At 39.9% G+C, this 25,439-nt stretch carries 21 protein-coding genes; 8 read left to right on the top strand and 13 right to left on the bottom strand.

The genetic code is table 11. The features are described from left to right. Positions 1–18: 18 nt before the first annotated feature. From PVK71_RS02695 to PVK71_RS02645, 11 genes are all read right to left on the bottom strand, one after another. Positions 19–954, bottom strand: coding sequence for a LysR family transcriptional regulator (locus PVK71_RS02695; protein ID WP_274421742.1), 936 nt, complete (start codon positions 952–954; stop codon positions 19–21). Between the two features lie 63 nt (positions 955–1,017). Next, positions 1,018–2,856: a glycoside hydrolase family 13 protein gene (locus PVK71_RS02690; RefSeq protein WP_274417839.1), complete on the bottom strand. Its 1,839-nt coding sequence runs from the start codon at positions 2,854–2,856 to the stop codon at positions 1,018–1,020. 251 nt (positions 2,857–3,107) lie between these two features. Continuing rightward, positions 3,108–5,081, bottom strand: coding sequence for an amylo-alpha-1,6-glucosidase (locus PVK71_RS02685; RefSeq protein WP_274417841.1), 1,974 nt, complete (start codon positions 5,079–5,081; stop codon positions 3,108–3,110). Positions 5,082–5,166: 85 nt separating this feature from the next. Further along, complete coding sequence (locus tag PVK71_RS02680) at positions 5,167–5,790, bottom strand: hypothetical protein (RefSeq protein ID WP_274417842.1); 624 nt, start codon at positions 5,788–5,790, stop codon at positions 5,167–5,169. A gap of 91 nt (positions 5,791–5,881) precedes the next feature. Continuing rightward, positions 5,882–7,018, bottom strand: coding sequence for an ABC transporter ATP-binding protein (locus PVK71_RS02675; protein ID WP_274417843.1), 1,137 nt, complete (start codon positions 7,016–7,018; stop codon positions 5,882–5,884). Continuing rightward, positions 7,018–7,932 carry a sugar ABC transporter permease gene (locus PVK71_RS02670; protein ID WP_130046704.1) on the bottom strand — a complete coding sequence of 305 codons (915 nt, stop codon included), beginning with the start codon at positions 7,930–7,932 and terminating at the stop codon, positions 7,018–7,020. Before PVK71_RS02670 ends, PVK71_RS02675 begins: the two co-directional genes overlap by 1 nt. Then, positions 7,932–9,230: an ABC transporter permease subunit gene (locus PVK71_RS02665; protein ID WP_274417844.1), complete on the bottom strand. Its 1,299-nt coding sequence runs from the start codon at positions 9,228–9,230 to the stop codon at positions 7,932–7,934. The genes PVK71_RS02670 and PVK71_RS02665 overlap by 1 nt, the downstream gene beginning before the upstream one ends. 111 nt (positions 9,231–9,341) lie before the next feature. After that, entirely contained in the window at positions 9,342–10,475 is a 1,134-nt protein-coding gene (locus PVK71_RS02660; RefSeq protein ID WP_130086204.1) for a sugar ABC transporter substrate-binding protein, read from the bottom strand. 493 nt (positions 10,476–10,968) lie between these two features. After that, positions 10,969–11,847, bottom strand: coding sequence for an NAD(P)-dependent oxidoreductase (locus PVK71_RS02655; protein ID WP_274417847.1), 879 nt, complete (start codon positions 11,845–11,847; stop codon positions 10,969–10,971). Positions 11,848–11,972: 125 nt separating this feature from the next. Continuing rightward, positions 11,973–12,500 carry a DUF3087 domain-containing protein gene (locus tag PVK71_RS02650; RefSeq protein ID WP_274417848.1) on the bottom strand — a complete coding sequence of 176 codons (528 nt, stop codon included), beginning with the start codon at positions 12,498–12,500 and terminating at the stop codon, positions 11,973–11,975. A 196-nt stretch (positions 12,501–12,696) separates the two neighbouring features. Further along, complete coding sequence (locus PVK71_RS02645) at positions 12,697–13,617, bottom strand: permease (RefSeq protein WP_274417849.1); 921 nt, start codon at positions 13,615–13,617, stop codon at positions 12,697–12,699. 106 nt (positions 13,618–13,723) lie between these two features. On the opposite strand from PVK71_RS02645, the gene PVK71_RS02640 reads away from it, so the two are divergent. Continuing rightward, a complete protein-coding gene (locus PVK71_RS02640) occupies positions 13,724–14,017 on the top strand; it encodes an ArsR/SmtB family transcription factor (RefSeq protein WP_130086207.1) in 294 nt (97 codons plus the stop codon). Between the two features lie 14 nt (positions 14,018–14,031). Beyond that, positions 14,032–14,505, top strand: a complete 474-nt coding sequence (locus PVK71_RS02635) for a methylated-DNA--[protein]-cysteine S-methyltransferase (protein WP_274417851.1) — start codon at positions 14,032–14,034, stop codon at positions 14,503–14,505. A 14-nt stretch (positions 14,506–14,519) separates the two neighbouring features. On the opposite strand, the gene PVK71_RS02630 is transcribed toward PVK71_RS02635, so the two are convergent. Continuing rightward, positions 14,520–15,539, bottom strand: a complete 1,020-nt coding sequence (locus PVK71_RS02630; RefSeq protein ID WP_274417853.1) for a LacI family DNA-binding transcriptional regulator — start codon at positions 15,537–15,539, stop codon at positions 14,520–14,522. Between the two features lie 198 nt (positions 15,540–15,737). On the opposite strand from PVK71_RS02630, the gene PVK71_RS02625 reads away from it, so the two are divergent. The 6 genes from PVK71_RS02625 to PVK71_RS02600 all read left to right on the top strand — a co-directional run bounded on the left by PVK71_RS02625 (position 15,738) and on the right by PVK71_RS02600 (position 22,849). Continuing rightward, positions 15,738–17,198 (top strand): glycoside hydrolase family 32 protein, encoded by a 1,461-nt coding sequence (locus PVK71_RS02625; protein WP_274417854.1) that lies wholly within the window; start codon positions 15,738–15,740, stop codon positions 17,196–17,198. A gap of 10 nt (positions 17,199–17,208) precedes the next feature. Continuing rightward, complete coding sequence (locus PVK71_RS02620; protein ID WP_274417855.1) at positions 17,209–18,582, top strand: PTS transporter subunit EIIC; 1,374 nt, start codon at positions 17,209–17,211, stop codon at positions 18,580–18,582. 84 nt (positions 18,583–18,666) lie between these two features. Continuing rightward, the gene (locus PVK71_RS02615; RefSeq protein WP_274417888.1) at positions 18,667–19,593 is read left to right on the top strand and encodes an aminoimidazole riboside kinase; all 927 of its coding nucleotides are present in this window, start codon (positions 18,667–18,669) and stop codon (positions 19,591–19,593) included. A 50-nt stretch (positions 19,594–19,643) separates the two neighbouring features. After that, a complete protein-coding gene (locus tag PVK71_RS02610; protein ID WP_274417857.1) occupies positions 19,644–20,690 on the top strand; it encodes a potassium channel family protein in 1,047 nt (348 codons plus the stop codon). 91 nt (positions 20,691–20,781) lie between these two features. Beyond that, positions 20,782–21,447 carry a response regulator transcription factor gene (locus tag PVK71_RS02605; RefSeq protein ID WP_274417858.1) on the top strand — a complete coding sequence of 222 codons (666 nt, stop codon included), beginning with the start codon at positions 20,782–20,784 and terminating at the stop codon, positions 21,445–21,447. Positions 21,448–21,460: 13 nt separating this feature from the next. Next, positions 21,461–22,849 carry a sensor histidine kinase gene (locus PVK71_RS02600; RefSeq protein ID WP_274417859.1) on the top strand — a complete coding sequence of 463 codons (1,389 nt, stop codon included), beginning with the start codon at positions 21,461–21,463 and terminating at the stop codon, positions 22,847–22,849. 132 nt (positions 22,850–22,981) lie between these two features. On the opposite strand, the gene PVK71_RS02595 is transcribed toward PVK71_RS02600, so the two are convergent. Further along, complete coding sequence (locus PVK71_RS02595; RefSeq protein ID WP_274417861.1) at positions 22,982–25,435, bottom strand: molybdopterin guanine dinucleotide-containing S/N-oxide reductase; 2,454 nt, start codon at positions 25,433–25,435, stop codon at positions 22,982–22,984. Between the last annotated feature and the right edge of the window lie 4 nt (positions 25,436–25,439).

Raw genomic sequence — 25,439 nt, 5'->3', positions numbered from 1 at the left:
AAATAATGAGGATTAGAATTAAAACTCGCCATTAATTTGAGGATTATTTTTAATTAGTATCTTGAATTGTTCTAACAGCTCAATACTTTGTTTATTTTGCTGACCATCTTTATGTAAGTAAGCCCCAATCGTTGCTTTACTGAAACACTCTTTCATCTGTAAAGGCACAATATCAAAACCACCAAAGTAATCTCTCATCGTCATTGGATAAGGCAAGATCGCATCACTGTTTTGTAATAAATCAATCGCAGTTAACAGTGAGTTGGTATTGTAGATAACCTTTTCTTGCAAATAGTGGCGTTTTTGAAAGGTGGTTAACTCTTCATTTTGTTGTTGAACTAAATGCGTAAATCGTTTTTTTGCCGCCCCTAAATCAACCGATGGAAAGCGAGCGATATCTTCATTGCTACAGACAATCTCTAGTAAAGGGTGACCTTTTCTTACGTAGACTTCTTCACTGCATTGAAAAAGAGGATGAAACAGTATGTCTTCATATTGTGCTAAGCCTAATATCTCATGGCCAACAAAAATACTGATTTCATCACTGAGCAATAAGTTCATTAATTGCAGGTGATTCCCTACATCAACAGAGATATTACTGTGAGGGTAAGTTTCTCTAAACTCTTGCACGCAATCTCTAATGAATAGCTGCCACCATGCATCACCACAACCAATTTTGAGTTCGGTTTGATGTCTGAGTTTATTCTTCTCTAATTTATTGAGGGTGTTTTCATAGAGGTTTTGCATCATTTTTGCTTGTTCGTAAAGTAACTCGCCACTAGAGGTTAGGGTGATCCCTTTTGAGTTACGATTAAACAATTTACTGCCCAGCTTCTCTTCTAACTTCTGCATATTGTGGCTCAATGTCGGTTGACTTAAACAGAGGTTATTCGCGGCTTGGGTGACGTTTTGAGTTTTAGCTACTTGAATGAATTGAATCATTAATTTAAACATAATAGCTCTTTGCTTGAATAAGAAAGAGCTATTTTATGTGGCTTAATATTTGATATCTAGCGATTAGTTCTCGTTTTGATACATGGCGAAGCTAAAGGGTGCCAATGTTAACGTTTCTTCTAATTTGCAAGCAGTATCGTTATAAATATCAGTGACATTATGATTCGATAATACATCAGGTAGAGTAATATCAACCGTGTTGGCGCTGTTATTCATAACCACAGTAATACACTCGTCTTTTAAGACTTTTTGGTAGATAAGACATTGTTTTTCATCATCACTCATTAACCAATTAATGCGATGAGCACACAGTGCGGGGTGCTGCTTACGTAATTTGATGATCTGCATAATATGATGTTTCATGTCCATATCATGCTTAGTTTCATCCCAAATCATGCATTTACGGTTTAATGGATCGGCTCCGCCATCTAAGCCAATTTCACTACCATAATAAATACACGGTGTACCACTGTGGGTAAATTGGAATAAATAGGCCAGTTTCACCTTTTCTTTATTGCCATTACAACGGTGAAGAATACGAGCCGTATCATGGCTATCTAACAAGGAAAACGCCACTTCATTAACCGCAATCGGGTAGCTTGTATTGACATCATTTACCGCATATTTGAACTGATTTGCATTGAGGTTTCCATGAGCAAAAAATCCTATCATTGCATCGGATAATGGGTAATTCATTACGGCATCAAATTGATCTCCAGCAAGCCAGTTCATCGAGTCATGCCACGCTTCACCCAAAATATAGATCTCAGGTTTGATTGTTTTTAACTCATCACGGAAGCGTCGCCAGAAGCGTTGATCAACTTCGTTGGCGACATCTAAACGCCACGCATCGATATTGAAATTACGCACCCAGTAGCGACCAACTTCAAGTAAGTATTCCATCACTTCTGGATTTTCGGTATTTAACTTTGGCATGTTTTGCGCAAAGGCAAAGGCGCGATAGTTGAGATACTCTTTACTGTGCTGATCTTTTTTAGACTCGTCTATCAGTGGGAATTGCTCAACATAGAACCAATCAATGTATTTTGAGTCTTTGCCGTGTTTGATGACATCTTGCCATTGAAGAGAATCGGCACCAATATGATTGAATACGGCATCTAACATGACTTTCATGCCACGTTTATGAGCTTCTGCAATTAGTGTTCTTACCGTGTCGTCGTCACCAAAAGCAGGGTCAACGTTTAGATAGTCAATGGTGTCGTATTTATGATTCGTTTTGCCTTCAGTAATTGGGGTGAAATATAAACCAGTAATACCAAGATCTTGTAGGTAATCAAGGTGGTCAATAACGCCTTGTAAATCACCACCAAAGAAGCTGTTGGTTTTCGGATCTTCAGAGCCCCAAGGAAGTGCATTGCTTGGTGAAATTGAGGGATCACCATTGGCAAAACGCTCAGGAAATATTTGATACCAAACCGTCTCTTTTACCCACTGTGGCGGGCTAAATACATCAATAGGGTTCATGTATGGGAAGCAATAAAAATTGAGTAATTGGCTTAATACTGGGTCTGCATCATCGGTGATGGTGAAAATTTGTTTTTCAGTCACGAGCAATGTTTCGTCTTCTTTGCCTTCAAGAATAAAAGCATAACGAGCACGGAAAAATCGTGGCTGTGCTTCGCAGAACCAGTAATCAAACAATTCTGTTTCACACTCTTTTTCCATCACAAAGTTTTCGCCGCCACTCCAACCCATGGCATCTTCTGCATTTAGGTTGCCGCCGCCACCACCCGATGTCCAATCGTATGGGTCACCAATTCGTAATGTGGCGTTATCGACTTCGCCCTTTGCTGTGCGAATGCGTAAATGAAGCGTTTCTTTATCATAAGTATAAGAATAACTTGAGTGAGATCTATGATAGATCGCTGCTTTTGTAATCATGATTAATACCGTTTAATGAAAGTACCAACCCGAATAACTATCTGACGTAATAGTTACTCAGGTTGGGATAATACCAATCGTAGTAAATAACTGATCATCCTAGCTAGTTAAAATGCTCGATAACTGTGTTGAAATTTTTGATTGTAGAATAACTACTTATCGAAAAATTTCGCCTTGTTCTCAAGCATTTTTCCTGTGCTATTTATGTTCACTTACTTACTGTGATTGGTATAATATTTAAATATGAAATTCTATTTTTGGTGTGTTTGTTCGTAATATTTCACGACACGTAATACTTCACTGACGCTCCACGCTTGGGCGAAACAACCACGAGATTGACTTGGTGCGTAACCATCATAGATTTCAGCCAATTGACCAATACAACCTTCATATAGGCCATCTTGGTTATGCTCAATAAACTGTTCAACAATACGAAGTAAGTCTTTATCCTGTGGGAACTGACGTAATATCCCCATTAAGAATTGACCGATCATAAAGCCCCAAACTGTGCCTTGGTGGTAGGCCATGTCTCGATCAAAATGCGAGCCTGTACATACTGCTTTAAATTCAGAATCACTCATTGCTAGTGATCGTAAACCCAACGGTGAATACAACTCTTTATAAATGGTAAGAATGACCGAACGTGCTCTTTCTTGACTTAATATTGGGAAAGGAAGGCCAACGGCATAAGCTTGGTTTGGGCGAATTTGTTGGTTTACTTCCCCTTCTTTAATCCAATCATTTAAGTACCCAGCATCATTGTAAAACTCATCGTTAAAGGTGGTTTTTACTTGCTCTACCAGTGCTGGTAATTCCGGCATCGGCTTATTCAGTTTTTGATTAAAGAAATCAAGAATAGAGAGCGCATTAAACCAAAGAGCATTAATTTCTACTGCACAACCGTGTCTTGGGGTTGGTACGATATCGCCGTAACGAATATCCATCCAAGTAAGTTGATCAAAACCGCTGCCGCCGCTGATCAAGCCGTTATCAAGCATCTTAATCTCAAAGTCAGTACCGTTACGGTAATGCTGATAAATGTTAGTCATGCACTCGTATGCTTCGTCACGGATAAACTCCAGATCGCCGCTTGCTTGGTAATATTCATATAAGCTAACAATGAAGAGTAGCGATGCATCAATGGTGTTATACATTGGCTCAACCCCAGCTTCAGGGAAAAGATTAGGAAGTACACCACGGCGTTCGTAACGGATAAAAGTACGGAAGATCTGTCTTGCGTCTTCAAATTGATTGGTTGATAAATTACAACCCCATAAGGCAATCATGGTGTCACGGCCCCAATCGGCAAAGAATGGGTAGCCCGCAATGATTGATTTGGATTCTGTTGAGTCACGATCTACCACAAACTGCTCACTGGCACGGACCAATTGTTTTCCAAATAAGCTCTTTAGATTAGCGAGCTTGATGTACTCTTGTTGGCGCTTAATTTCTGCGTTAATCATTTCATCGGCAGTCTGTGCTTCTAGAGAAACGGCGCGATCTTCTTGTGCTTCAAATACTATCGAGAACTGCTCGTGCGTTTCAGTCCCAACAAAAGCAATGGTATGAAGCGCTATTTGAGCATCTGTTGCAGGACGGCCATCGCGAGCATCATAAGAAAAGTACAGACCAGACTCATAGCGAGGGGTATCCAATGCTGAATCAGCACCATTGTGACGATAATTAAGTGCTTGACCGTTACTGGTGATTTTGCCCTCTTGATGCGTAAATTCTTGTTGTCTTGATAGGTTCTGTCCTTTTGCACAGAAGTGATACTTTGGTGTTACATTCAATGTAAATGCTTGTTTCAATGGATTGAATATTTGATAGTTAACCGCAAGACGGTTTACCCCTTGAGCCATCACAATGGTTTTGGTGATTTCAATACCACGGATACGATAAGTAAACTGTGGAAGATGAGTTTGGGTAAAATTATCAAACAGTAGGGTTGAGTCTACCGTGTCATACGGATTTACATTGGCCTGTGAAGAGAGTGGGTAAGGTTCGCCACTTGGTAATGTAATGCGGTCATCCAAATGACGAACAAAATTAAAGCGATTGTTTGGTGCAACAAGGCTTGCCATAAACAACGCATGATCACTTCGACTGCAAGAGCCTGCAAGGGTAAGAGAAGAATAACCGCCTAGTCCATTCGTTAGCAGGTAGTTCGATTCTTCAAGGCGATCCATATCGCGAAAATTTGCTTTAGAAAGAGAGATTTTCATGTGAACCTTACAATTAAATATCAAATGTTATCCCGTGTTTAGCTTACCCACTCTGCAGGTGGTAAATTAACGAGGGAGTTTATAGTTAGCTTTTAATTTCGTTATAAACGAGTAACAGTTTTTGCACTTCACCTTGGGTGTACGCGAGATCTTGGCTCTCTTCGTATCCCCACAGCGAGGTAATTTGGACGTCATTTTTGGTCGGTGTTACTTTGAATGCCGCGATGCGTTCTTGCTCATTATCAGAAATGAAAAACAGATAAGGCTGAGGCTGTGTAAGCAGCGCGTTGTATTGAGAAGGCGTGGTATACACGGCATTCACGGCTTTTACGTTTTGAGTGCCATAAAAGCGCTGGGCTTCTGCTAATACAGGTAATGCCATTTCTTGCAGTTGTTCATAACTGCTTTCTACATGAAACGATCCGCAATCACTTGGGATCTGATCACGCAGTGCTTTGTATTGGGTATTAATGGTTTCTAGCGGCAGGCTTAAATAGTTATTTTCAAACAGTTGTGCTGAGGTAAATAACTCATCATTATTCACACATTGTTTAAAATTTTGCTGCTGCTCAGTAAAGGTTGAGTAGTCAAACGATGGCTTAGGAAGACTGCTGTAAGCAATGATAAAGCCGGTAATGAAAATAACGACAGCGACAGCAATATGAAGCATATAGTCGTGAATGCGTTGAAGTTGGCCGCGAAAATTCAAAATGTGACTCCTTTCTTTACGGTGTAAATATGCTCTATAAGGCATGGCTTATTGCCCTCGATGAGGTGAGAGCAATAAAGATGGCTGTGTTCTATTTCTTAAATTCAGCCGATTTGATTGAGTACTTGATGGATTCTTCCGTCTCAGTATCAAAGAAATGCAGCTTGGTATTATCGATAACTAAGGTGATTTTCTCATCGATATCAACGTCTGGTTCGCCGGTACCCAATGTGCCTACAAACATGTTCATTGGTGCGGCATTAAAGAATACGTTAATCGCATCGCCTAAGTATTCGCTGTTAAGTGCGGTGACTTCAAAACAACAATCAGGGAATGCATCGCGGTATTTCTTGCCAGAACGAATGGCACTAGAGCGTGCGCCCAATGTGACTGATTTTCCGTTGTAACCTGCGTCGTTTAAGATCTGTTGGTCACTTTCATTTAAGGTAATAGTGAAAGAGTGACACATGAACTGGCCGCCTTCGTAGGTTCCTTCAATAAGGTTCATTGATGGCATACCCATGAAAGTCGCTACAAAACAGTTTTTAGGGTTGGTAAATAACTCTTTTGGAGAACCAATTTGCTGAACTTCACCCATCGACATTAATACGATGCGATCCGCCATGGTCATTGCTTCAACTTGATCATGAGTTACGTAAATTGTGATTGCGCCCTTAGCTCTGTGCATACGAGAAATTTCAGTACGTGTTGTAGTACGTAATTTCGCATCCAAGTTACTTAACGGCTCATCCATTAGATACAATTTAGGTGTGCGAACCATGGCTCGGCCTAAAGCCACACGTTGACGCTGTCCACCTGACAACTCTTTTGGTTTACGCTCTAGGTACTCTTTTAAAAATAAATCGTCAGAAATATTATCAACCGAGTTTTTGATCTCATCACTTGGGTAATTACGCAACTTTAAGCCGTAACCAATGTTGTCACGTACCGACATGTGTGGGTACAGCGCGTAGCTTTGGAATACCATAGCGATATCACGATCTTTTGAGCTAACATCGTTTACCACTTCACCATCGATGATGAATTCGCCATCAGTAATGTCTTCTAAGCCTGCAATCATGCGTAGCGTGGTGGATTTCCCACAACCCGATGGGCCGACAAGAACAATGAATTCCCCTTCTTCAATATCGAGATTGAAATCACGTACCGAGCAGGTATCAGAATTTGGGTATTTTTTATTGATGTTTCTTAATGAAATTTTGCTCATTAGCCTTTTACTCCACCAGACGTTAAGCCGCCCACGATATAATCTTGAAATTTATAGAAAACGATAACAGGCGGAATTGCTGCTAAGACCGCGCCTGCTGCGAATACGTTGTAGCTTGATTCTTTGATGTTATTGATAAGACCCATAAGGCCAACTGCCAGCGTTTTTGCTTCTGAATCCATACTTGCAATCAGGAACTTAGGCATGATGATGTCGCCAATTGGACCTAAGAAACAGAAGATAGCGATAACCATGATCATAGGTTTAACTAATGGCAGCAGTATCTCTTTGAAGATCTGCATTTGAGTTGCACCATCAATTTTTGCTGATTCATCTAATGCACGAGGAATCGAATCGTAATAGCCTTTCATTAAAATCGTATTCATTGTGATGCCACCTGTGGTGTAGATGAGGATCATAAAGATATACGTATAAAGTGTGGCGTTGGCAGAGCTGTAAATACCGATAGAGTTCGCAATCGCATACAGAGCAATTAAGCCACTGCCTGATGGGATGATTTGAATGATCAATAATGACATTAATGCACTCTTACGAGATTGGTAACGATAACGAGAGTAAACAAACCCCGAAATTGTTACGATAAACGTAGAAAGGATCATAGTGATTATCGACACTAAGAAGGTATTTCGGTACCAGCTTAAATAAGGCGTATCATTAAAAAGTTGAACAAAGTTCTCCGTTAAACTGAAATTTTCAGGGAAGAACGACGTAGAGTACAGTGAGTTACTGACGTTAAACGCACTCATTAATGTCACTAATATTGGGTATAGAATGATCACTGACATTGAAATTAGAAACGCGTAACTAAAGATAACACCCATATTTTTAGTGATAACGTGACGATTTAAACGTTTCTTTTTAATTTGGCGTTCTAAAGGAATTGCTCTGTCCATTACATAACTTCCTCATTTTTAAAGGCACCCGCTTTTAGCCATGAATACAAGACCACGGCACCGACAACAGTACTGGTGATTAAGGTATATACCGCCGCTTCGTTGTATTTCGCATCCATCATTAATCGGAAACCAAGGGATGAAATAGTATCGAGCGGTTTGTAGATAGACCCTACGGTTTGAACCGTCGCTTCACCCAACATGTATACGATGGTGACGTTGTTAAAGTTGAAGGTAAATTGGGTAATAAATACCGGAGCAACACTTATTAATATCAAGGGTAGAGTGATGTCGAAGAAGTTTGTCCATGCATTACCACCATCGATTGCACTGGCTTCATATAAGTCATCAGGAATGGTTTGTAATACACCTGTCACCAAGATAAATACGTAAGGGAATCCTAGCCACGCTTGAATTAAGATGATGGTAATTTTGGCGTAATCTGCGTTTAGGAAGAAACCAATTGCTGTGCTTACGTCGTATTCGTTACCAGTGAAAAATGGGATGACCATGGTGTTCATGCCACCAACTTTTGAGAAGAACAGTTGGAAAACAAGAATGGTTAAGAAAGCAGGAACTGCCCAAGGTAAAATGTACACAGTTCGGAAGAACTTCTTCCCTCTGATGTGTTTATTGTTAGCGACAACCGCTAGAACTGTACCTAATACAATAGTGAGTGCAGAGGCGCAGAATGTCCAAGTTAATGTCCAAGATAAGGTTTCTTGGAATGCAGCAGCAGTTCGTTCGTTCGTAAACAAACGCTCAAAGTTGGTAAAGCCTTTCCACTCAATAAGAAATGCTGGTGGTAAAACAGGGCGTTTGAAGTTAGTAAAAGCAACAACGATAGAAACAATCGCTGGTAATAAAGCAAAAACAAACAGCAATATGAATTTAGGTGCGGTAATTAGATTTGGTACGATTTCGTGTGATAATCCGCGCACTTTTTCTGTAAAGGTAATCGCAAAACCAGATTCATCTATTTGTCGTTTCACGTCTTTTGCATCGCGAGCAAAGGCGTAGTGCAATGCGAAAAAGACTAAGATCATCATTGCGCCAACGGTTGAACCCACCATGATAAGAAAAGAATCATCCACAAAGCGCTCTGCACCAATAGTGATTTTTCCATTCGGTTGTTCGACAGCTAACAGACGGAAATTAGGAAGGGTGAATTGAATAAAAACCAATATCTCTAAAGCCAATATAGAGAACCCAAATAAAGCCTCTCGCATTCGACGTAGTGCAAAGTGTCCACTACCTGGAATCAGCATAGAGAGCCAGAATACAAACTGTTGACTCATGTAAATAACCTACTTATTTATTAGTGTTGTGTAGATATGTCATGTCTTTGTATTGCACGATGCTGAGTAGCTCGGCACCGTGCAGATAGATTGAAATCGAATAAGAGGGGATTACATGTCTTCGATATCAATTTCGATAGTATCAACGGCTGCATCTAGTACCGCTTTTACATCTTGACCTTGTGCAATTTGAGCAAGACCCGTTTTCATTGGTCCCCATACTTTCATGAACTCTGGAATGCTTGGCATAGGTTGGCCGATATTGGTCGCATCAAAGATAGCTTTGTGTAGAGAGCCTTCTTTGTAATTAACCGATAGGCTAGGTGATACTTCACGTGTGTCTGAATACCATTTGTTTGCATTCTCAGGCGTTGCTAGGAATTCAATAAAGGCACGAGCACCTTCTTTGTTGTCACTGTAGCCGTTAACGGTCATCCCTTTTGTACCTGTTAGGGCTTTATATGGGTGGCTGCCATCCCAACTTGGGATAGGTGCTGCGCCAACATTAACGCCCGCTTTTTCGATATCAGCAATTGCCCATGGACCGTTGATAATGGCTTTTACTTTTCCTTCCATGAAGTATTTCATCATGATGTCATAAGCAACGGTATCATCTTGCATTAGAGTCCAATGGCTCACACCACTTTTATATAACCCTTGAGCAGCTAAACCTGCTTTGATGGCATCTGGCGTATTTAAGCCGATATCTTGTGGGTTATTGTCTTTGAAAATGTAGCCGCCATTAGACATAAATAGGCCGCCAGTGAAGTAGAAATCAGTAAATTTTGCCGCCCACTCTGATGGCGGGATTTCTTTCAGTGTTTTTGGTGCTTCTTTTATCATGTCTTTGTTATACAGAAATAACGTTGTATCTGTAGACATTGGTAGCATGTAGGTTTGACCATTGTAGATTGATGCATTGGTAGCGGCATCGGTATAACCATTAACGGTAAAGTTGGTTGGAGCAATTAAATGTTGATCCGCTAACTCACCGATTCGGTCATTTGGGATCATGAAAATATCAGCAATGTTGCCTTTTTGAGTGGGTAGCGCTGCCAGTAAATCAAACATGCTTGTTGCTGCTACTTCAACCTTAAAGTCTTTACCTTTATTGAACTGCTCTGCAAGTTCTGTGAAGTAAGGGACATAGCTTTTTTCAACGCCAATAACGATGTTTTCTGCAGCCATTGCAGTGTTACTTAGTAATAGGGCAGCTGAAACGGCAAGCGATAACTTCTTAATCATTTTATTGCTCCTGAATAGGGGTAGAGGTTTAAACCGATAAAATCACGTTGGTATATAATTTAATGGTATCAACAGCTTATATTTAGTATTAAGCGGTCTCTCTAGAGTGCTTCCTGCGATACATGTTGACCTGTTTATAAGGCTAACGTCATTGAGATAATCATAGGACTTTGGTGGTATACGGTGAAATGCTATTTATCTTAGGTAGCCATAGATAAAATGCATATCACATAGATAAATGTTATCTACCGCAACGATATCTAAGGTATTCATGGTCTTTGATAAGTGAAAAACGTGAAGGCAATAACAGTCTGTAGGACGAGAGAGTGGAAAAGAAAAAAATGAGTAGGGTAAACAAAAGTAATCTTAGATCACAAGATCAGGTTAGCTAATGACAAAAAGAGAAAAATAAGGGGAGATTAAGTGGCGGACTTACAATAAAAAAGGGTGATAATTATCTTCACCCTTTACGTTATTATGGTTTTCTATGAGGTTATACTTTTGCTTTAACCGCTTTGATTAGTACAGACGTATCCATTCGACCTAACCCTTGTTCTTGCAGGTTTTTATATTCTTGATCGACTTCTTCAGTTAATGGCAGTTTAATACCATGATCTTTTGCTTCATCTAGACAAATGCCTAAATCTTTTCTCATCCAATCAATGGCAAAACCAAAATCGAATTTATCTTGTGCCATAGTGCTTGCACGGTTTTCCATTTGCCATGAACCCGCTGCGCCATGCTTTAGCGTATCAACCACCAGATCGATATCTAGATTGGCTTTTTCAGCAAGAATTAGTGCTTCACTTAGGCCTTTTAACACACCTGCGATACAGATTTGGTTTGCCATTTTACAACGTTGCCCTTGACCATTTTCACCAAGAAGAGTAATCGCTTTAGCAAAGCTTTGGATAACAGGTTTTGCGATATTGAATGCTGCTTCATTACCGCCACACATCACGGTTAATACACCGTTTTCAGCACCGGCTTGACCACCAGAGACTGGCGCATCAATAAATTGATTACCTTGTGCTTCACACGCTCTCGCCAGTTCAACCGCTAGAGTGGCTGATGTGGTGGTGTTATCAACTAAAATAGCGCCAGGTTTTAGGCCTGCAAGTACGCCATCGTCACCATAAATCACGCTACGAACATCGTCATCATTACCCACACAAACAAAAACGATGTCTGAGCCTTCTGATGCTTCACGAGGAGTAGCGGCGGACTGACCTTGGTATTCCGCAGCCCATTGCTTTGCTTTTTCTTCAGTGCGGTTATATACCGTGGTTGAAAAGCCTGCATTTTTTAAATGGCGAGCCATTGGATAGCCCATTACGCCCAAACCAATGAAGCTAACGTTAGTGATTTCCATGTCATTCCTTATTATGTGCTGTTGTTATTAGCGATTAAAACACAGCTTGTAACCATTTGACATAGGTCAATATTGAGATTGCTTGTAATCTTGTTATGAAATTAATTAATGATGCGTTGTGTTTGTTACTGATATTTATTTAGCAAGTCGACAGTAAAATCATCAAGATCAAGCGTAAAGTTCATTTCTGTTGCTTGTTCATATACTTCATTTAAGCTTTTTTGAACTGCTGTAATGGTAAGGGTGTTGTTATCCAAGGTGAAAACTTGTTGTTGAGTAGTGTAGTAGAAAGCGAGAATTAACAAGGAAGTATGATCATTTCTTGCTGCTTTTTCTTTAATTTTTGTCAGCTTACGATAGATACGATTATGGACTTGTTTTAATTTCCATACATACATTATCTCATCAAAATAGGGATGGCTTTTGACTTTATTCATGATAAAAGAGCTTGCTATGACCGCTAAGATAACACCAAGAACATTTAGATGAAAATTGCCAGTAGAACCTGATTCAGTAATGCCTTCTGAGCCAAATAACGCAATAAGAATCGAACCAAATAAAATGGCTAATACGGCAAGGCAGCCAACAAAACCTACCATGACCAAGTTAGTTTTTTTACGATACGTGTCTTTGTCTATAGTTAAGATCTTCATGGTATATCTTCTCGATTAAAGTAAGTAGAAGACGAAGTGTAGTGCAAAACGAAATGAAATTGGAATTAAGAAAGAGTAACCGTTAGTGTCATCAAAGTTTTATCAAGAAATAGATGATGTTAAAGACAAAAAGCCATATCAAATTGAGTGATATGGCTTTGTTAGTATTGCGGATTATTTTTAAGGTACTTAATCTTTAGAAGATAAATTGATACAAGAAGCCCGCACCAATTGCCATACCTAGAATGACCACTAAGAACGCTGCAATCATTTGATTCTTGAAGATAGATTTAAGCAAAATCACTTCGGTTAAACTTGCTCCTGCACTGCCAATGATTAACGCCATTACTGCGCCAAGACTCATTCCTTTTGCTGCTAGTGCTGCACTTAGTGGAATAACCGCTTCAGCACGAATGTAAAGAGGAATACCAATGACTGCCGCGACTGGAATCGCAAATGGGTTATTTTCACTTGCCACGCTAGCAACGAATTCTGTTGGCATAAAACCATAAATCATTGAGCCAAGAGCAATACCACCAATTAAATAAGGCAATACTTTCTTAAAATCAGTCCAAGTACTGTTCCAAATTTTCATCCATTTACTTTGAGGTGCTTTTTTCGCAGCGCCACAGGTTGAACCACAACATTTTGGTTCAGGTGCGATATACGCGCTTTCTTTTACGTATTTTTCAAAGCCCAGTTTTTCTAACGTGTAGCCTGCAATAATTGATACACCCATTGCAATAGCAAAGTAGAACACCGTCACTTTAAGGCCAAACGTTACCGCAAACAGACCAATAATGATCGGGTTTAATAGTGGACTTGCAAATAAGAACACCATCATCGTACCAAAACCGGCTTTAGCTCGTAGTAGACCCTTTAAGAAAGGAATAGTTGAGCATGAGCAAAATGGGGTAATTGCACCAAGCAAACCGGCAACAATATAGCCTTGGCCATTTTTACCACTCAGAATACTTTGGATCTTTGCTGGTGGAATATATTCCTGTAATACACCAACAAGGTAGCTAATTAATAGGAACAGTACGGTTAATTCTGCCGCTAAAAACGCGAACATGTTTAAGGTGTCCATCACCATATCTTGAGTAATTGTAAACATAATTTAAATCTCTATATTTCTGGAATAGTCGAAGTATGCACTTAAGGATTAGCGTGATCAAGTTATTTCTAGTATTATCGAAATATAAATTTAATGAGGACGTATCATGGATATAGAGATTGTTGCTAAAGCACTGAAAGAATTAGGCCATCCCACACGTTTAGCCATTTATAAAAGCGTAGTGAGAGCTGGATACCAAGGAATAGCCGTTGGCGGACTTCAAGAAAAATTGGATATTCCGGGTTCTACGCTGTCTCACCATGTGTCGGGTTTAGCGTCTGCTGGGCTAATTTCACAACGCCGTGAGGGTCGTACCTTATTTTGTGTGGCGGAATATGAGAAGCTGACCTCAGTGATTGGTTTTTTACAAGACGAATGTTGTTTTGATGAAGAATGTTAAAAAGGAATAATGAAATGAATGTGTATACTCAATTTGAAAGCCCGTTAGGTCTTGTGACTGCCAACGCGAATGATGATGGCTTACTTGGTGTTTGGTTTGAAAGTCATGAGATGGAATTAAGTGATTTTGGAACGCAAGCAGATGAGCACCCTATTTTGAAATTGACCGTTCTTCAGTTGCAGGAATATTTTAACGGCGAACGTCGTGAATTTTCTATTCCATTAGCGGCAAATGGCACAGAGTTTCAAAATAAGGTATGGAAAGCATTAACAACAATCCCTTACGGTGAAACCTGGTGCTATAAAGATCTTGCTATTGCGGTAGGGAACCCAAAAGCCTCTCAAGCAGTTGGCGGCGCTAATGGTAAAAATCCAATTTCAATTATTGTTCCATGCCATCGTGTTATTGGTAAAAATGGTAGCTTAACGGGCTATGCTGGTGGAGTTGATATTAAGCAAACATTATTGGAGTTAGAGGCGAAATCGTAAATAAAATAGATCACTTACTCTGTCTCTTCTTTGAGGATCTCATTAGGGCGATCTTGTAGCGTTATCATTGGAGAAGATCGCAATACTAATGTGGGCTCTAATAAGTGCTCTAATGATTTCTTGGCCCCATTCTGTTCTATATATTCGCCTTTAAGAGCATCAAGCATTAATTCAAAGCCACGAAGGGCAATTTGATGCATCGGTTGGTGAACACTAGAAAAGCCGAGTGATTGTGCAATAAAGGTGTCATCAAAACCAACAACCTCAACGAGCTTACCTATATCAGTATTAGTGAGTAGGCTATATAAATGGCTAGCAGAGATATCATCAGAGCAGAAGATAGCTTCTAATGGTGTGACAGAATCCAGTATTTGCTCTTGTACGAAATTTTTTAGAGATTCAGTCGTATAAGGAGTAAGAATATACTCGGCATTCAGCGCTCTATTTTTGCTTAATAAAGTGTTTTTGAAGCCAATAAATCGGTCTGATTGTTGGCTGGTACTGCCAATAAACCCAATGCGTTGATGACCTTGTTTGATAAAGTGTTGAGCTACTAAGTTGCCACCATGCTTATGGTGCGTTCCAATGCTCAAGCAGAGTGGTGAAGTTACCGTTAATAGAATAATAGGAAAGGAAGCGTTCTGAAGAGGACGAATATGTTGATCTTTTAACGAGCGAGGAATAAGAAATACCCCATCCACATTATGATGTTTACACTCCTCTAAAAAAGTCTGCTCAAGCTTTAAATTATTACGACTATTGAACAATAGAATACTGCGCCCGTGCTTATAAGCTTCCTCTTCTAATACATCAATCAATTTAGCGAAAAACGGATTACTCATATTACGTACAATCACACCAAATAGCTTGGTTGCTTTCTTTTTCTTAGGCTCTGGTTTTTGGTAATTTAATTTAGCAATAGCAGCTTCTACTGAGTGCCGTGCGGCGTCAGATACCTTGCCATTGTTATTGATCACTCTTGATACCGTAGCGATAGAAACGCCTGAATATTTTGCAATGTCTCTGATGGTCATTTTCTATCTCTTGAAAGGCGATTTGGTGGTGGCGCTCATCATACGATTATTTGTGTAACAAGTTTTTGTGTTACATCACATAAATTTAGTCAATATGCGTAAATGATAACTTACTTATCTATTGGGTCTTGTTTATAGTTTCTAAAGTGAAGATGAGACTCTATTATCAACTCAACAAGTTAATGATTGGGTATCACCGTGGATTTAGATAAATATAAAACGATTAACGCTGCAACGGATCAAGACAATGAAAATTTTAATGCTATTCGTTGCAATACAGTATATCGACCACAATTACATATTACGCCACCGTATGGATTATTAAATGATCCAAATGGATTTTGTTATTTTAATGGTGAGTATCATTTATTTTATCAGTGGTATCCATTTGGTACTTTTCATGGCATGAAGCATTGGATGCATTTAACATCGAACGATTTATATTCTTGGAATGAACACGGAAGTAAAATAACGCCAGTAGAAAATTATGAATCACATGGCGCTTATTCTGGTGCGGCTTTTGTTGAGGATTCTGCTGCGTATTTATTTTATACGGGTAATGTGAAAAATGGCGAAGAGCGTGATGCAAATCAGTGCGTCGCTATTTTAGATAAAGAGAATCAAGTAATAAAATCAGAGCACAATCCAATTATAAAGTCGTTCCCTAAAGGGTATACGGGCCATGTAAGAGATCCCAAAATCATTAAAGACGGTGACGTTTACTACATGCTACTTGGGGCTCAAAGAGAGGCTGATTTAAAAGGTTCTATCATTGTTTATTACTCTGATAACTTAGTTAATTGGGTATTAAAAGGCGAATTATCAATTGATATTGATGCGGATTTTAATGAAGCTTATATGTTTGAATGTCCTGATTTACTTAAGGTAGACGGCGAAGATGTACTTATTTTTTCTCCACAAGGTATTTCACCAAAGCAAGAGAAGTTTCATAATCGTTATAACGTAGTGTATTGCATTGGTCGCATTGATTGGGGATCACTAACCTTTACTGTAATTCATTGGGATGAACTGGATTGTGGATTTGATTTCTATGCTCCGCAAACAATGAACAACAACCCAAATGAGCCAACATTGATCGCATGGGCTGGAACAGACGATGGTTTACCATCAGAACAATACGGTTGGATTAACTGTTTAACTGCACCAAGAAAACTGTCGATTAAAGAAAATAAACTTTATCAAGAATTAGAACCGATTAATGAATGTAAACTGAATTCGGTATTAATAAATGAAAATATAAAGACTGAGAAAATAATCAAATTAGAGTCATTGTCCTTTTTATTAGATATTGATTTTAGTCAAGCTGAAAATATATCAGTGATTATTTTTGACGATTTTAATAATGAATTTTTATTTACCGTTGATAATCAGAATAAACAATTAATTCTGGATAGAACAAATTATGATCATAATGAGAAAGAGTATGAGTTTGGCTCAGTTCGATCTTGTTCATTAACTGAAAAAAGTAAAAATCTGACGCTATTTTGTGATCAAAGTATTATCGAAATATTTTCAGACCAAGGACGTAATGTATTTACGTCACTGTTTTTCCCATCAAAAGGAAACCAATACTTAAAAATAACTTTTGATGAGCCTGCTGAAATAAAAGCAACCCTACAATATGTGAATGGAATTTAGGTATAACACTATGAATTATGACGCTATTACCAATGAGATACTCGATAGTATCGGTGGAATTGACAACATAAAAAACGCAGAGCATTGTGCAACACGCTTACGTTTAATCTTAAAAGACAATGATAAAGTTAATGTTGATGAAGCCAAAGCGATTGAACAGATCAGCGGTTACTTTTATCAATCAGGCCAGCACCAGTTTATTATTGGCACAGGTAAAGTTACTCACGTTTACAATGTACTGAAGCAGAGACTGGGTGGTACAGCTGAAGGTGGTGATTTTAAGCAAGACGCTTTCTCGGACATGACTGCAAGCCAAAAAGTGGTTCGTACTTTAGCTGATATTTTGGTTCCATTAATCCCAGCGCTCGTGACAACAGGCTTGCTAATGGGGCTGCGTGGCATGCTTCTGCATTCAGGTGTGGAATTCTCACCTGAGCTATTGGCACTGTTTAGCATGTTAACTGACACTGCTTTTGCCTTCTTACCAGTATTGATTGCTTTTTCTGCCTCGAAAAAATTTGGTGGTAACCCAGTTATTGCGATAGTGGTTGGCTTGATGATGGTTGCACCGCAACTGCCTAACGCATGGGCAGTAGCAAGTGGTGGCGCAGAACCGATGATGGTCACTTTATTTGGACTCTCTTTCCCATTAGTCGGTTATCAGGGCACAGTTTTACCTGCTATTTTTGCTGGTTGGTTTACATCTTACCTTGAACGTAATCTGAGAAAGTTTGTTCCAACGAGTATGGACTTGATTGTTACGCCATTTATGACCATCACCATCGCTATTGTGGTTATCTTGTTTGGCTTTGGTCCTTTACTGCAAAGTATTGAGCATGGTTGTACATCATTGGTACGTTTGGCGCTTGATCTTCCATTAGGTATTGGTTACATCCTATATGGTGCTTTCCAACAAATGATTGTAATCACCGGCCTACATCACGCGTTGGGTGTGATTGAAATTGGTTTATTAAATGACACAGGACTGAACCCGTTACAACCATTAGGTACAGCGTCTATGGCTGGTCAATTTGGTGCAGCAATTGCGGTAGCGACACTGTTGAAGAACAAACAGAAAAAGAGCAATGCGTACGGTGCATCAATGTCGACACTGTTTGGTATTACAGAGCCACTACTGTTTGGTGTAAACCTTCAATATGGCAAAGTCTTTATCTTCGGGATGGTTGGTGGTGCAGTCGGTGGTTTGGTTACTTATGTATTAAATATCAGTGCAACAGGTATGGGCATTACCTTTATTCCAGGTATCTTATTGTACTCACACTCACTGACTGCGGTATTAGGATACTTAACGGTAATTGCGAGTGCATTTGTTACTGCCTTCGTATTAACTAGAATTTATAACCCGATTAGAAGAATAAAATAGTAGATTATAAATCCCCTTATAATCCTGTTATTACTTGCCTCGATGGTTTGCCGTTGGGGCCTTTTTGTACGAGTGAAGATGAATATGAATAAAGTTTGGTTAACGGGTGATGCCGTGGTGGATCTTATCCCAGAAACAGCAAATACCTATTTGAAATGCCCTGGTGGTGCTCCAGCGAATGTGGCGGTGGGTGTTGCTCGCTTAGGTGGTGATTGTGCTTTCTTTGGCCGTGTTGGAGAAGATCCATTAGGCCGATTTATGCGTGAAACACTAAGCTCTGAAGGGGTAGATGTCACTCATCTTCAGCTTGATAAAGCGCAACGAACCTCTACCGTGTTGGTTGATCTAGATGACACAGGTGAGAGAACCTTTACTTTTATGGTAAAACCGAGTGCTGATCAGTTTGTTGAAAAATCGGACGTGCCTTCATTTTCATCGGGTGAGTGGTTACACACTTGTTCAATTTCACTGGCTAATGAACCCAGCCGAAGCTCGACATTATATGCGTTGTCTTCGATTAAAGCGGCGGGTGGCTTTGTCAGTTTCGATCCTAATTTACGTGATGAAGTGTGGCAAAATCCATCAGAGATTAAAGATGTCGTGATGAAAGCGGTCGCATTAGCAGATGTGGTTAAATTCTCTGAAGAAGAGTTATTGTTTTTAACTGATACAACGGATTTACAGCAAGGTTTAGCGTTTATTGAGTCACTGAAGATCCCTTTAGTAGCGATCACTTTAGGGGCTAAAGGCGCATTAGTTGTATTTGATGGTAAGCAACAAGTTATCTCAGGCATCTCTGTTGATGTTGTAGATACAACCGGTGCCGGTGATGCGTTTGTATGTGGTCTTTTAGCACAGCTTTCTTTGCATACTGAATGGAAAGAGCAAGCGGTGATCGAAAAAGCGGTGATGTGGGGGAATATTTGCGGCGCTTTGGCGACAACCCAAAAAGGGGCGATGACCGCACTTCCGACCCAACAAGCATTATTAAAGTTAGAAGGTATACGTTAATTTTGTAGTACGCTACACTGAACGGAATTATGGACGATGAAGGAACAACAATGCACGCAATATTAAAAGTCATTGCTAACTTAATTAATAAGCACTTTATGGCGATTAATATGTATACGCTGATGTTTCTTCTTATCAGTTACGTCGCGTTAAGTTGGTTAGGATTAACTGTTGCCAATGAACCTCACCTAACAGATAACCTAGCTAGCTTTTTTTACTATATCGTTACCACCAGTAGTACCGTAGGGTATGGTGATTTAAGCCCAACAACCGATCATGGTCGACTCTTTTCAGCCTTGTTTATTATTCCATGTGGTGTGGGATTATTTGCATTGTCTGTAGGTAGAATGGCGGTGTTTTTTACTGATTTTTGGCGTATAAACCGAAGAGGGAAACAAAATTTGAACTTAGAGAATCACATTATTGTTATTGGTATTAACAGTGCCAGAACCCCTCATTTGATTGAAATGCTAAAGCGTGAAGAACAAGGTCGCCGTGAAGTTGTGGTGGTTTCTTGCGAATATGAAGAGTCTCCATTTGATACTGATGTGCATTTTGTTCGAGTGAATTCATTCACTGATGCGACTGAGATGGGACGTTCAAATTTATCGAAAGCCAGTGCGGTGATTGTTGATACTGATTTGGATGATGCCACCTTAACTATCAGTTTGTTTGTTGCCGAGCAAAACAGTGACGCACACTTAGTGGCTCATTTTGAAGACCCGATTAAGCGTGATTTATTACATAAGTATTGCCCAAACTCTGAGTGTATTTCATCACTATCAACAGAATTAGTTGCAAAGTCAGTGATGGATAAGGGCTCAAGCTTTATTCACTCAGAATTAGTTAGTGCTCACGAAGGACAAACGCAGTATTCGATTAAAGTACCCAGTGGTCTTAATGATTTTACTCTTGAATCTGTTTATTCGCCGTTTAAAAAGCAGTATGAAGCGACGATTATTGCGATTCAGCAGCAAGAACAAGGCTGTAAAGTTAACCCAAGCTTGGCAACACAACTGGCTTCTGGTGATGTGATTTATTACATTGCTGATGAGCGCATTGTGGATCTAAATTGGCAGAAAACCATACTTAATTAAAGGTTACTGAGGGTTTTGTAAAAAGTTCTATTGCACAAGGCTTTACTCAAGATTAGAATGCGAACGATTTTCATTTAACTGGTGAGTAAACGTGTCCCGTATTTTAGTGGTCGATGACGACATAGCGTTGTGCAATTTATTGCAAGAAGTATTACAAGATGAAGGCTACGATGTTGATTGTGTGTATTGTGGTGAAAGTGCTCTAGAGTTTATTCAGAGCCATTCTGTTGATCTTGTTTTATTAGATGTAATGCTTCCTAAGCTTGATGGATATCAGGTGGCACGCCGTATTTGTCAGCGCTTTGCTACTCCTATTCTTATGCTCACTGCTCTAGGTGATGAAGCGTCTATGCTTGATGGCTTGCAAGCTGGTGCCGATCATTTTATCGCTAAACCTTTCAATGTCCCTGAGTTATTGGCGCGTATTACCGCTATTTTACGTCGTGTAGGCTTAGAGCGTCAGCGTCAAAACTATGTGGGTGCAACCGAAGATCTGGCAGAGCAATTCTTACGCTTACCACTCACTGAAACAGAGTCTGAATTGCTCCAATATCTGATCAAGAACGCTGATGTTGTGGTGTCTAAATCTGATCTTCAAATTAATATTCTTAAAAAAGAGCTGTGTCCATTTGATCGTAACCTAGATATGCACATCAGTAATATTCGTCGTAAATTACTTCAATCTGGTTTATCTAAACAACATATTAAAACCGTTCGTGGGCGTGGATATAGCTTTATCAAAACGGTTAATAGCTGATGGGTGACGTTGAATGAAAATGTTTCGTTGGTTTGATGCTTGTCCCTCTTTTGTTCGTAAGCATAAGAATGGATTAGCGTTTCGTCTATTTAGTGCGTTCGCAGTCAGCTTATTTTTGATCATATCGTTACAAAGCTTGGCTGAAATCGCACTAATGAAATCAATGTTGCGTATCCCAGCATCGATACAAACTAAGATGTTAGATTTGGCTGACCAAGCAAACGTAATGATTGAAGATGGGGATATGGATGAATTAGCCGATTGGGCAAGAGCACAAGAGTATTACCTTTTTGTTCTTGATGAAAATAAGCGCCCGATCACTCACCGTGATATGCATCCTCATTTTGCATTCAAACTCAGATATTTACGTCCATTAGATACGCAATTAGATAATGAAGTAAATCGTCCAATTATCGGTATTCCATTAAAAGATGGTTTGACGATAGTGATTCAAATGCCATATCAGTATCATCCCGCAAAAGATTTTCCACTTTATTTTGGCATTATAAAATTCGTTATTTCAGGGCTGATTTTAGGATTATTCTCTTGGGTTATTGCTCACTATTTACAACAACCATTAGCTAAATTACGCGAAGTAAGTCATAAATTAGCGCAAGGTGATTTTGAAGTTAAAGTGGGAGAAGAGATTGGGCATTCGGTTCGAGAGTTTAGCGAATTGGCTCATGATTTCGATAATATGACGCATGAGATCCACTCTTTGGCTGAAAAACAGCAGTGCTTGATCCGTGATGTTTCTCATGAGTTACGAACGCCATTAGCTCGACATAACTTAGCCTTGCACTTGCTAAGAAAGAAAGTAGACAGTGAGCATCATCATTTATTGGATAGGTTAGAAAACGAATCCAATGAGATGAATGAATTAGTGGGTGAAATTTTAGAGTTTAGTCGTTTAGAAAACGCACGTTATTCCACAAAACTAGAAACAGTTATATTAGAGAGTCACTGTAGTGCTCAAGTAGTTCAACGTCGTGTCGATTTAAAATCTAATCAAACCTTAGAAATGACAACCACACAATCTATTCCTACGGTGATGGCAGACCCACGTTTGGTGACTCGCGTTATTAGTAACTTGATTGGCAATGCAATTAAGTATGCAGGAGAAACAGCGATGATTCAGGTGATAATTATGCCATACAGCGATCAAAATAAAGAGTATGTTGCTGTCATCGTTGAAGATGATGGATTGGGTATTCCTGAACATCAATTGTCAGATATATTCTCACCTTTTACCCGCTTAGAGTCAGCTAGAGATAAGCAATCGGGTGGTTATGGATTAGGCCTTGCAATAGTTAAAGAAGCCATGTCAGTGATGAAAGGTAAAGTGGTGGCTGAGAATCGAAAAGAGGGTGGACTGAGGATCTCATTGTTGTTTTCTGTTTAAGATGTATTTGAATTTTTACTATGTAGATTGGTATTACTACGACAGTTATAAGAAATATTGAAGTGAAGATAAAAATAAACCCGAGCACATCATATGCTCGGGTTTGTTGTTTATGGTATGAACTAAATCATATTAGCCATTCATTGGTGGTGTAAACGCGGTTAATGTTGGTGCAACACCGGTGTATTTTTCAATTTTCACAACACCAGAGTTACCACAGTTACCATTACCTAAACGAGAGGTTGGAATATCCATCGTTAGTACGTTTGGTCCGCCGTTTTTACACATACCTGTCTTAGGATCTAAATCAGGCCATGCCCCTTCGTGGATACATACGCTGCCTTTTTTAATGCCATCAGAAACAAAAGCACCAACCAAAACTTGACCACGTTGGTTATAAGCGCGAACTAAATCGCCATCTTTAATACCACGAGCTTTTGCATCTTCTGGGTGAATAGTAATAGGCTCACGATCTTGAATCGCATACTCTTTACGAAGGTCTGCATAGTTAAATTGGCTGTGCAAACGGTGCGCAGAGTGCGATGTCATTAACTGCAATTCACCATCAGTGTAGTTAAACATCCACTCTGTTGGCTCCATCCATACTGGGTGTGGAGGACAATCATCCAGTTTGTAACTTTCGATGGTTTTAGAGAAGATCTCAATTTTACCACTTGGCGTACCTAGTGGATTCATGATTGGATCTTTACGGAAATCACCAAAACGTACAAACTCTGCGTTTTTCGCATTCCATTTCATTTCGATAAGTTTATTCGCTTCCCAGAACTTAGAGAAATTCATCATAGGAATACGTGCGTTACGGCCGCCTTGTTGTGCTGTTTTATAGAAATCACGAAGCCATTCCATCTCCGTTTTGTTTTCCATATAAACGTTTCGGCCACCCGGCTTTAGGTGTTCAGCTATATCTGCAAATACATCAAGGTCATTACGAGCTTCATGCTGTGGTTCAACTACTTGCTTCATAGGAACAAGATGTTGGTTAGAGTAGTCGCCCGTCATCGTCATATCATTACGCTCAAATGAAGTCGTAATAGGTAGAACGATATCTGCGTGTTTAGCTGCTGCAGTCCAGTACGGTTCTGAGATCACGATCAGCTCTGGTTTCTGCCATGCTTTGATCAAACGGTTAGTATCTTGGTGATGCGTAAAGTTAGCACCGCCCGCCCACCAGATCATTTTCAGCTCTGGGAAAGTTAGGGTATGTCCATTGTGTTGATACTCTGTTCCCGGTTTTTCTAAACATTCAACAATGCGAGCAACAGGGAAAGCCGTAACAGAACCTTGAACAGCCCAGTCATTACCACCAGCCGAGCTTCCACCTAGCGATGGAGACATTGCTGGGAGTACGCCTGCATCACGTGTTGGGTTACCGCCATTTGAGTAGTGGTATGAGTAACCAAAACCACCGCCCGGCAGACCAACTTGACCAAGCATAGAAGCTAAAACGGTAAGCATCCAGTGACGTTGCTCGCCGTATTGTTGACGCTGCATACCCCAACCACCCATTAGCATGGTGCGATTTTCTTTGAAGATCTTAGCCAGCAGTTCCATCTGTTTTGCAGGAACGCCACAGATAGCCTCAGCCCATTGTGGGGTTTTCTCGATGCCGTCTTCTTTACCCATCAAGTACGCTTCAAATTGTTCGAAGCCTACTGTGTATTTAGCTAGGAATTCAGAATCATGCTGTTGTGTTTTAACTAATTGATGAGCAATACCCATCATCATCGCGACATCAGATTGCGGGTTAGGTGCGATCCATTCTGCTTTATCACCAAAGAATTCAGCCGTTTCTGAACGCATTGGGTCAATAATGATGATGGTTTTGCCTGATTTTTTCAGCTGATGGAAGAACTCAAGGCCTTGACCATCCGTTGAAGACCAAGCAATTTTTAATGTGTTTAGTGGATTTAAGCCCCATAACACAACTACTTCACTGTTTTCTAAGATCACCGGGTAAGTCGTTTGTTGTTCGTATACTTCGATAGAGCCAACAACGTGCGGCATGATAACTTGAGCTGCACCCGTTGAGTAATCACCTAGGTGACCTGCATAACCACCAGACATGCTCATGTAACGTTGCAGTAGTGTTTGAGCTTTATGTAACACACCACTTGAACGCCAACCGTAAGAACCAGCAAAGATCGATTGAGGACCGTAGCTTTCACGAATACGCATATGTTGTTCATGAATTAATTTGTAAGCGTCATCCCATGATACTTGCACAAACTCATCGCTACCACGAACCCCTTGAGGGTTACTTGGGTTCTCTAAATAGCCTTTACGAACCATTGGGTATTTAACACGGGCTTTAGTATAAACCTGTGATGGACCAGTTTGTTGCAAGCTGTTTGGTACGGTTTGCGCTAAGCCACTTTTGGTTGAAATAAGTTGCCCATCTTTGACTTCACAAAGTAATGGACCCATACGACCAGCGGTTAGAATTAATGAATCTGTACGACCAAGCGTAGAGGCGTTCACAGATAACGGAGCGATTGACGTGATCGCTAATGCACCAGCAGATGCTCCTGCGCCTTTTAAAAAGCCGCGACGAGTAATAGTAGTCATAGTC

It is taken from the genome of Aliivibrio sp. S4MY1, from assembly GCF_028765545.1.
Lineage (GTDB): Bacteria > Pseudomonadota > Gammaproteobacteria > Enterobacterales > Vibrionaceae > Aliivibrio.
Note: the sequence above shows the minus strand (reverse complement) of the source record. Positions and strands in the feature narration are given on the sequence as shown.

Coding starts and splice junctions, on each gene's coding strand:
- PVK71_RS02695 (WP_274421742.1), bottom strand. CDS start 954: ATGTTTAAATTAATGATTCAATTCATTCAAGTAGCTAAAACTCAAAAC.
- PVK71_RS02690 (WP_274417839.1), bottom strand. CDS start 2,856: ATGATTACAAAAGCAGCGATCTATCATAGATCTCACTCAAGTTATTCT.
- PVK71_RS02685 (WP_274417841.1), bottom strand. CDS start 5,081: ATGAAAATCTCTCTTTCTAAAGCAAATTTTCGCGATATGGATCGCCTT.
- PVK71_RS02675 (WP_274417843.1), bottom strand. CDS start 7,018: ATGAGCAAAATTTCATTAAGAAACATCAATAAAAAATACCCAAATTCT.
- PVK71_RS02670 (WP_130046704.1), bottom strand. CDS start 7,932: ATGGACAGAGCAATTCCTTTAGAACGCCAAATTAAAAAGAAACGTTTA.
- PVK71_RS02665 (WP_274417844.1), bottom strand. CDS start 9,230: ATGAGTCAACAGTTTGTATTCTGGCTCTCTATGCTGATTCCAGGTAGT.
- PVK71_RS02660 (WP_130086204.1), bottom strand. CDS start 10,475: ATGATTAAGAAGTTATCGCTTGCCGTTTCAGCTGCCCTATTACTAAGT.
- PVK71_RS02655 (WP_274417847.1), bottom strand. CDS start 11,847: ATGGAAATCACTAACGTTAGCTTCATTGGTTTGGGCGTAATGGGCTAT.
- PVK71_RS02650 (WP_274417848.1), bottom strand. CDS start 12,500: ATGAAGATCTTAACTATAGACAAAGACACGTATCGTAAAAAAACTAAC.
- PVK71_RS02645 (WP_274417849.1), bottom strand. CDS start 13,617: ATGTTTACAATTACTCAAGATATGGTGATGGACACCTTAAACATGTTC.
- PVK71_RS02640 (WP_130086207.1), top strand. CDS start 13,724: ATGGATATAGAGATTGTTGCTAAAGCACTGAAAGAATTAGGCCATCCC.
- PVK71_RS02635 (WP_274417851.1), top strand. CDS start 14,032: ATGAATGTGTATACTCAATTTGAAAGCCCGTTAGGTCTTGTGACTGCC.
- PVK71_RS02630 (WP_274417853.1), bottom strand. CDS start 15,539: ATGACCATCAGAGACATTGCAAAATATTCAGGCGTTTCTATCGCTACG.
- PVK71_RS02620 (WP_274417855.1), top strand. CDS start 17,209: ATGAATTATGACGCTATTACCAATGAGATACTCGATAGTATCGGTGGA.
- PVK71_RS02615 (WP_274417888.1), top strand. CDS start 18,667: ATGAATAAAGTTTGGTTAACGGGTGATGCCGTGGTGGATCTTATCCCA.
- PVK71_RS02610 (WP_274417857.1), top strand. CDS start 19,644: ATGCACGCAATATTAAAAGTCATTGCTAACTTAATTAATAAGCACTTT.
- PVK71_RS02600 (WP_274417859.1), top strand. CDS start 21,461: ATGAAAATGTTTCGTTGGTTTGATGCTTGTCCCTCTTTTGTTCGTAAG.
- PVK71_RS02595 (WP_274417861.1), bottom strand. CDS start 25,435: ATGACTACTATTACTCGTCGCGGCTTTTTAAAAGGCGCAGGAGCATCT.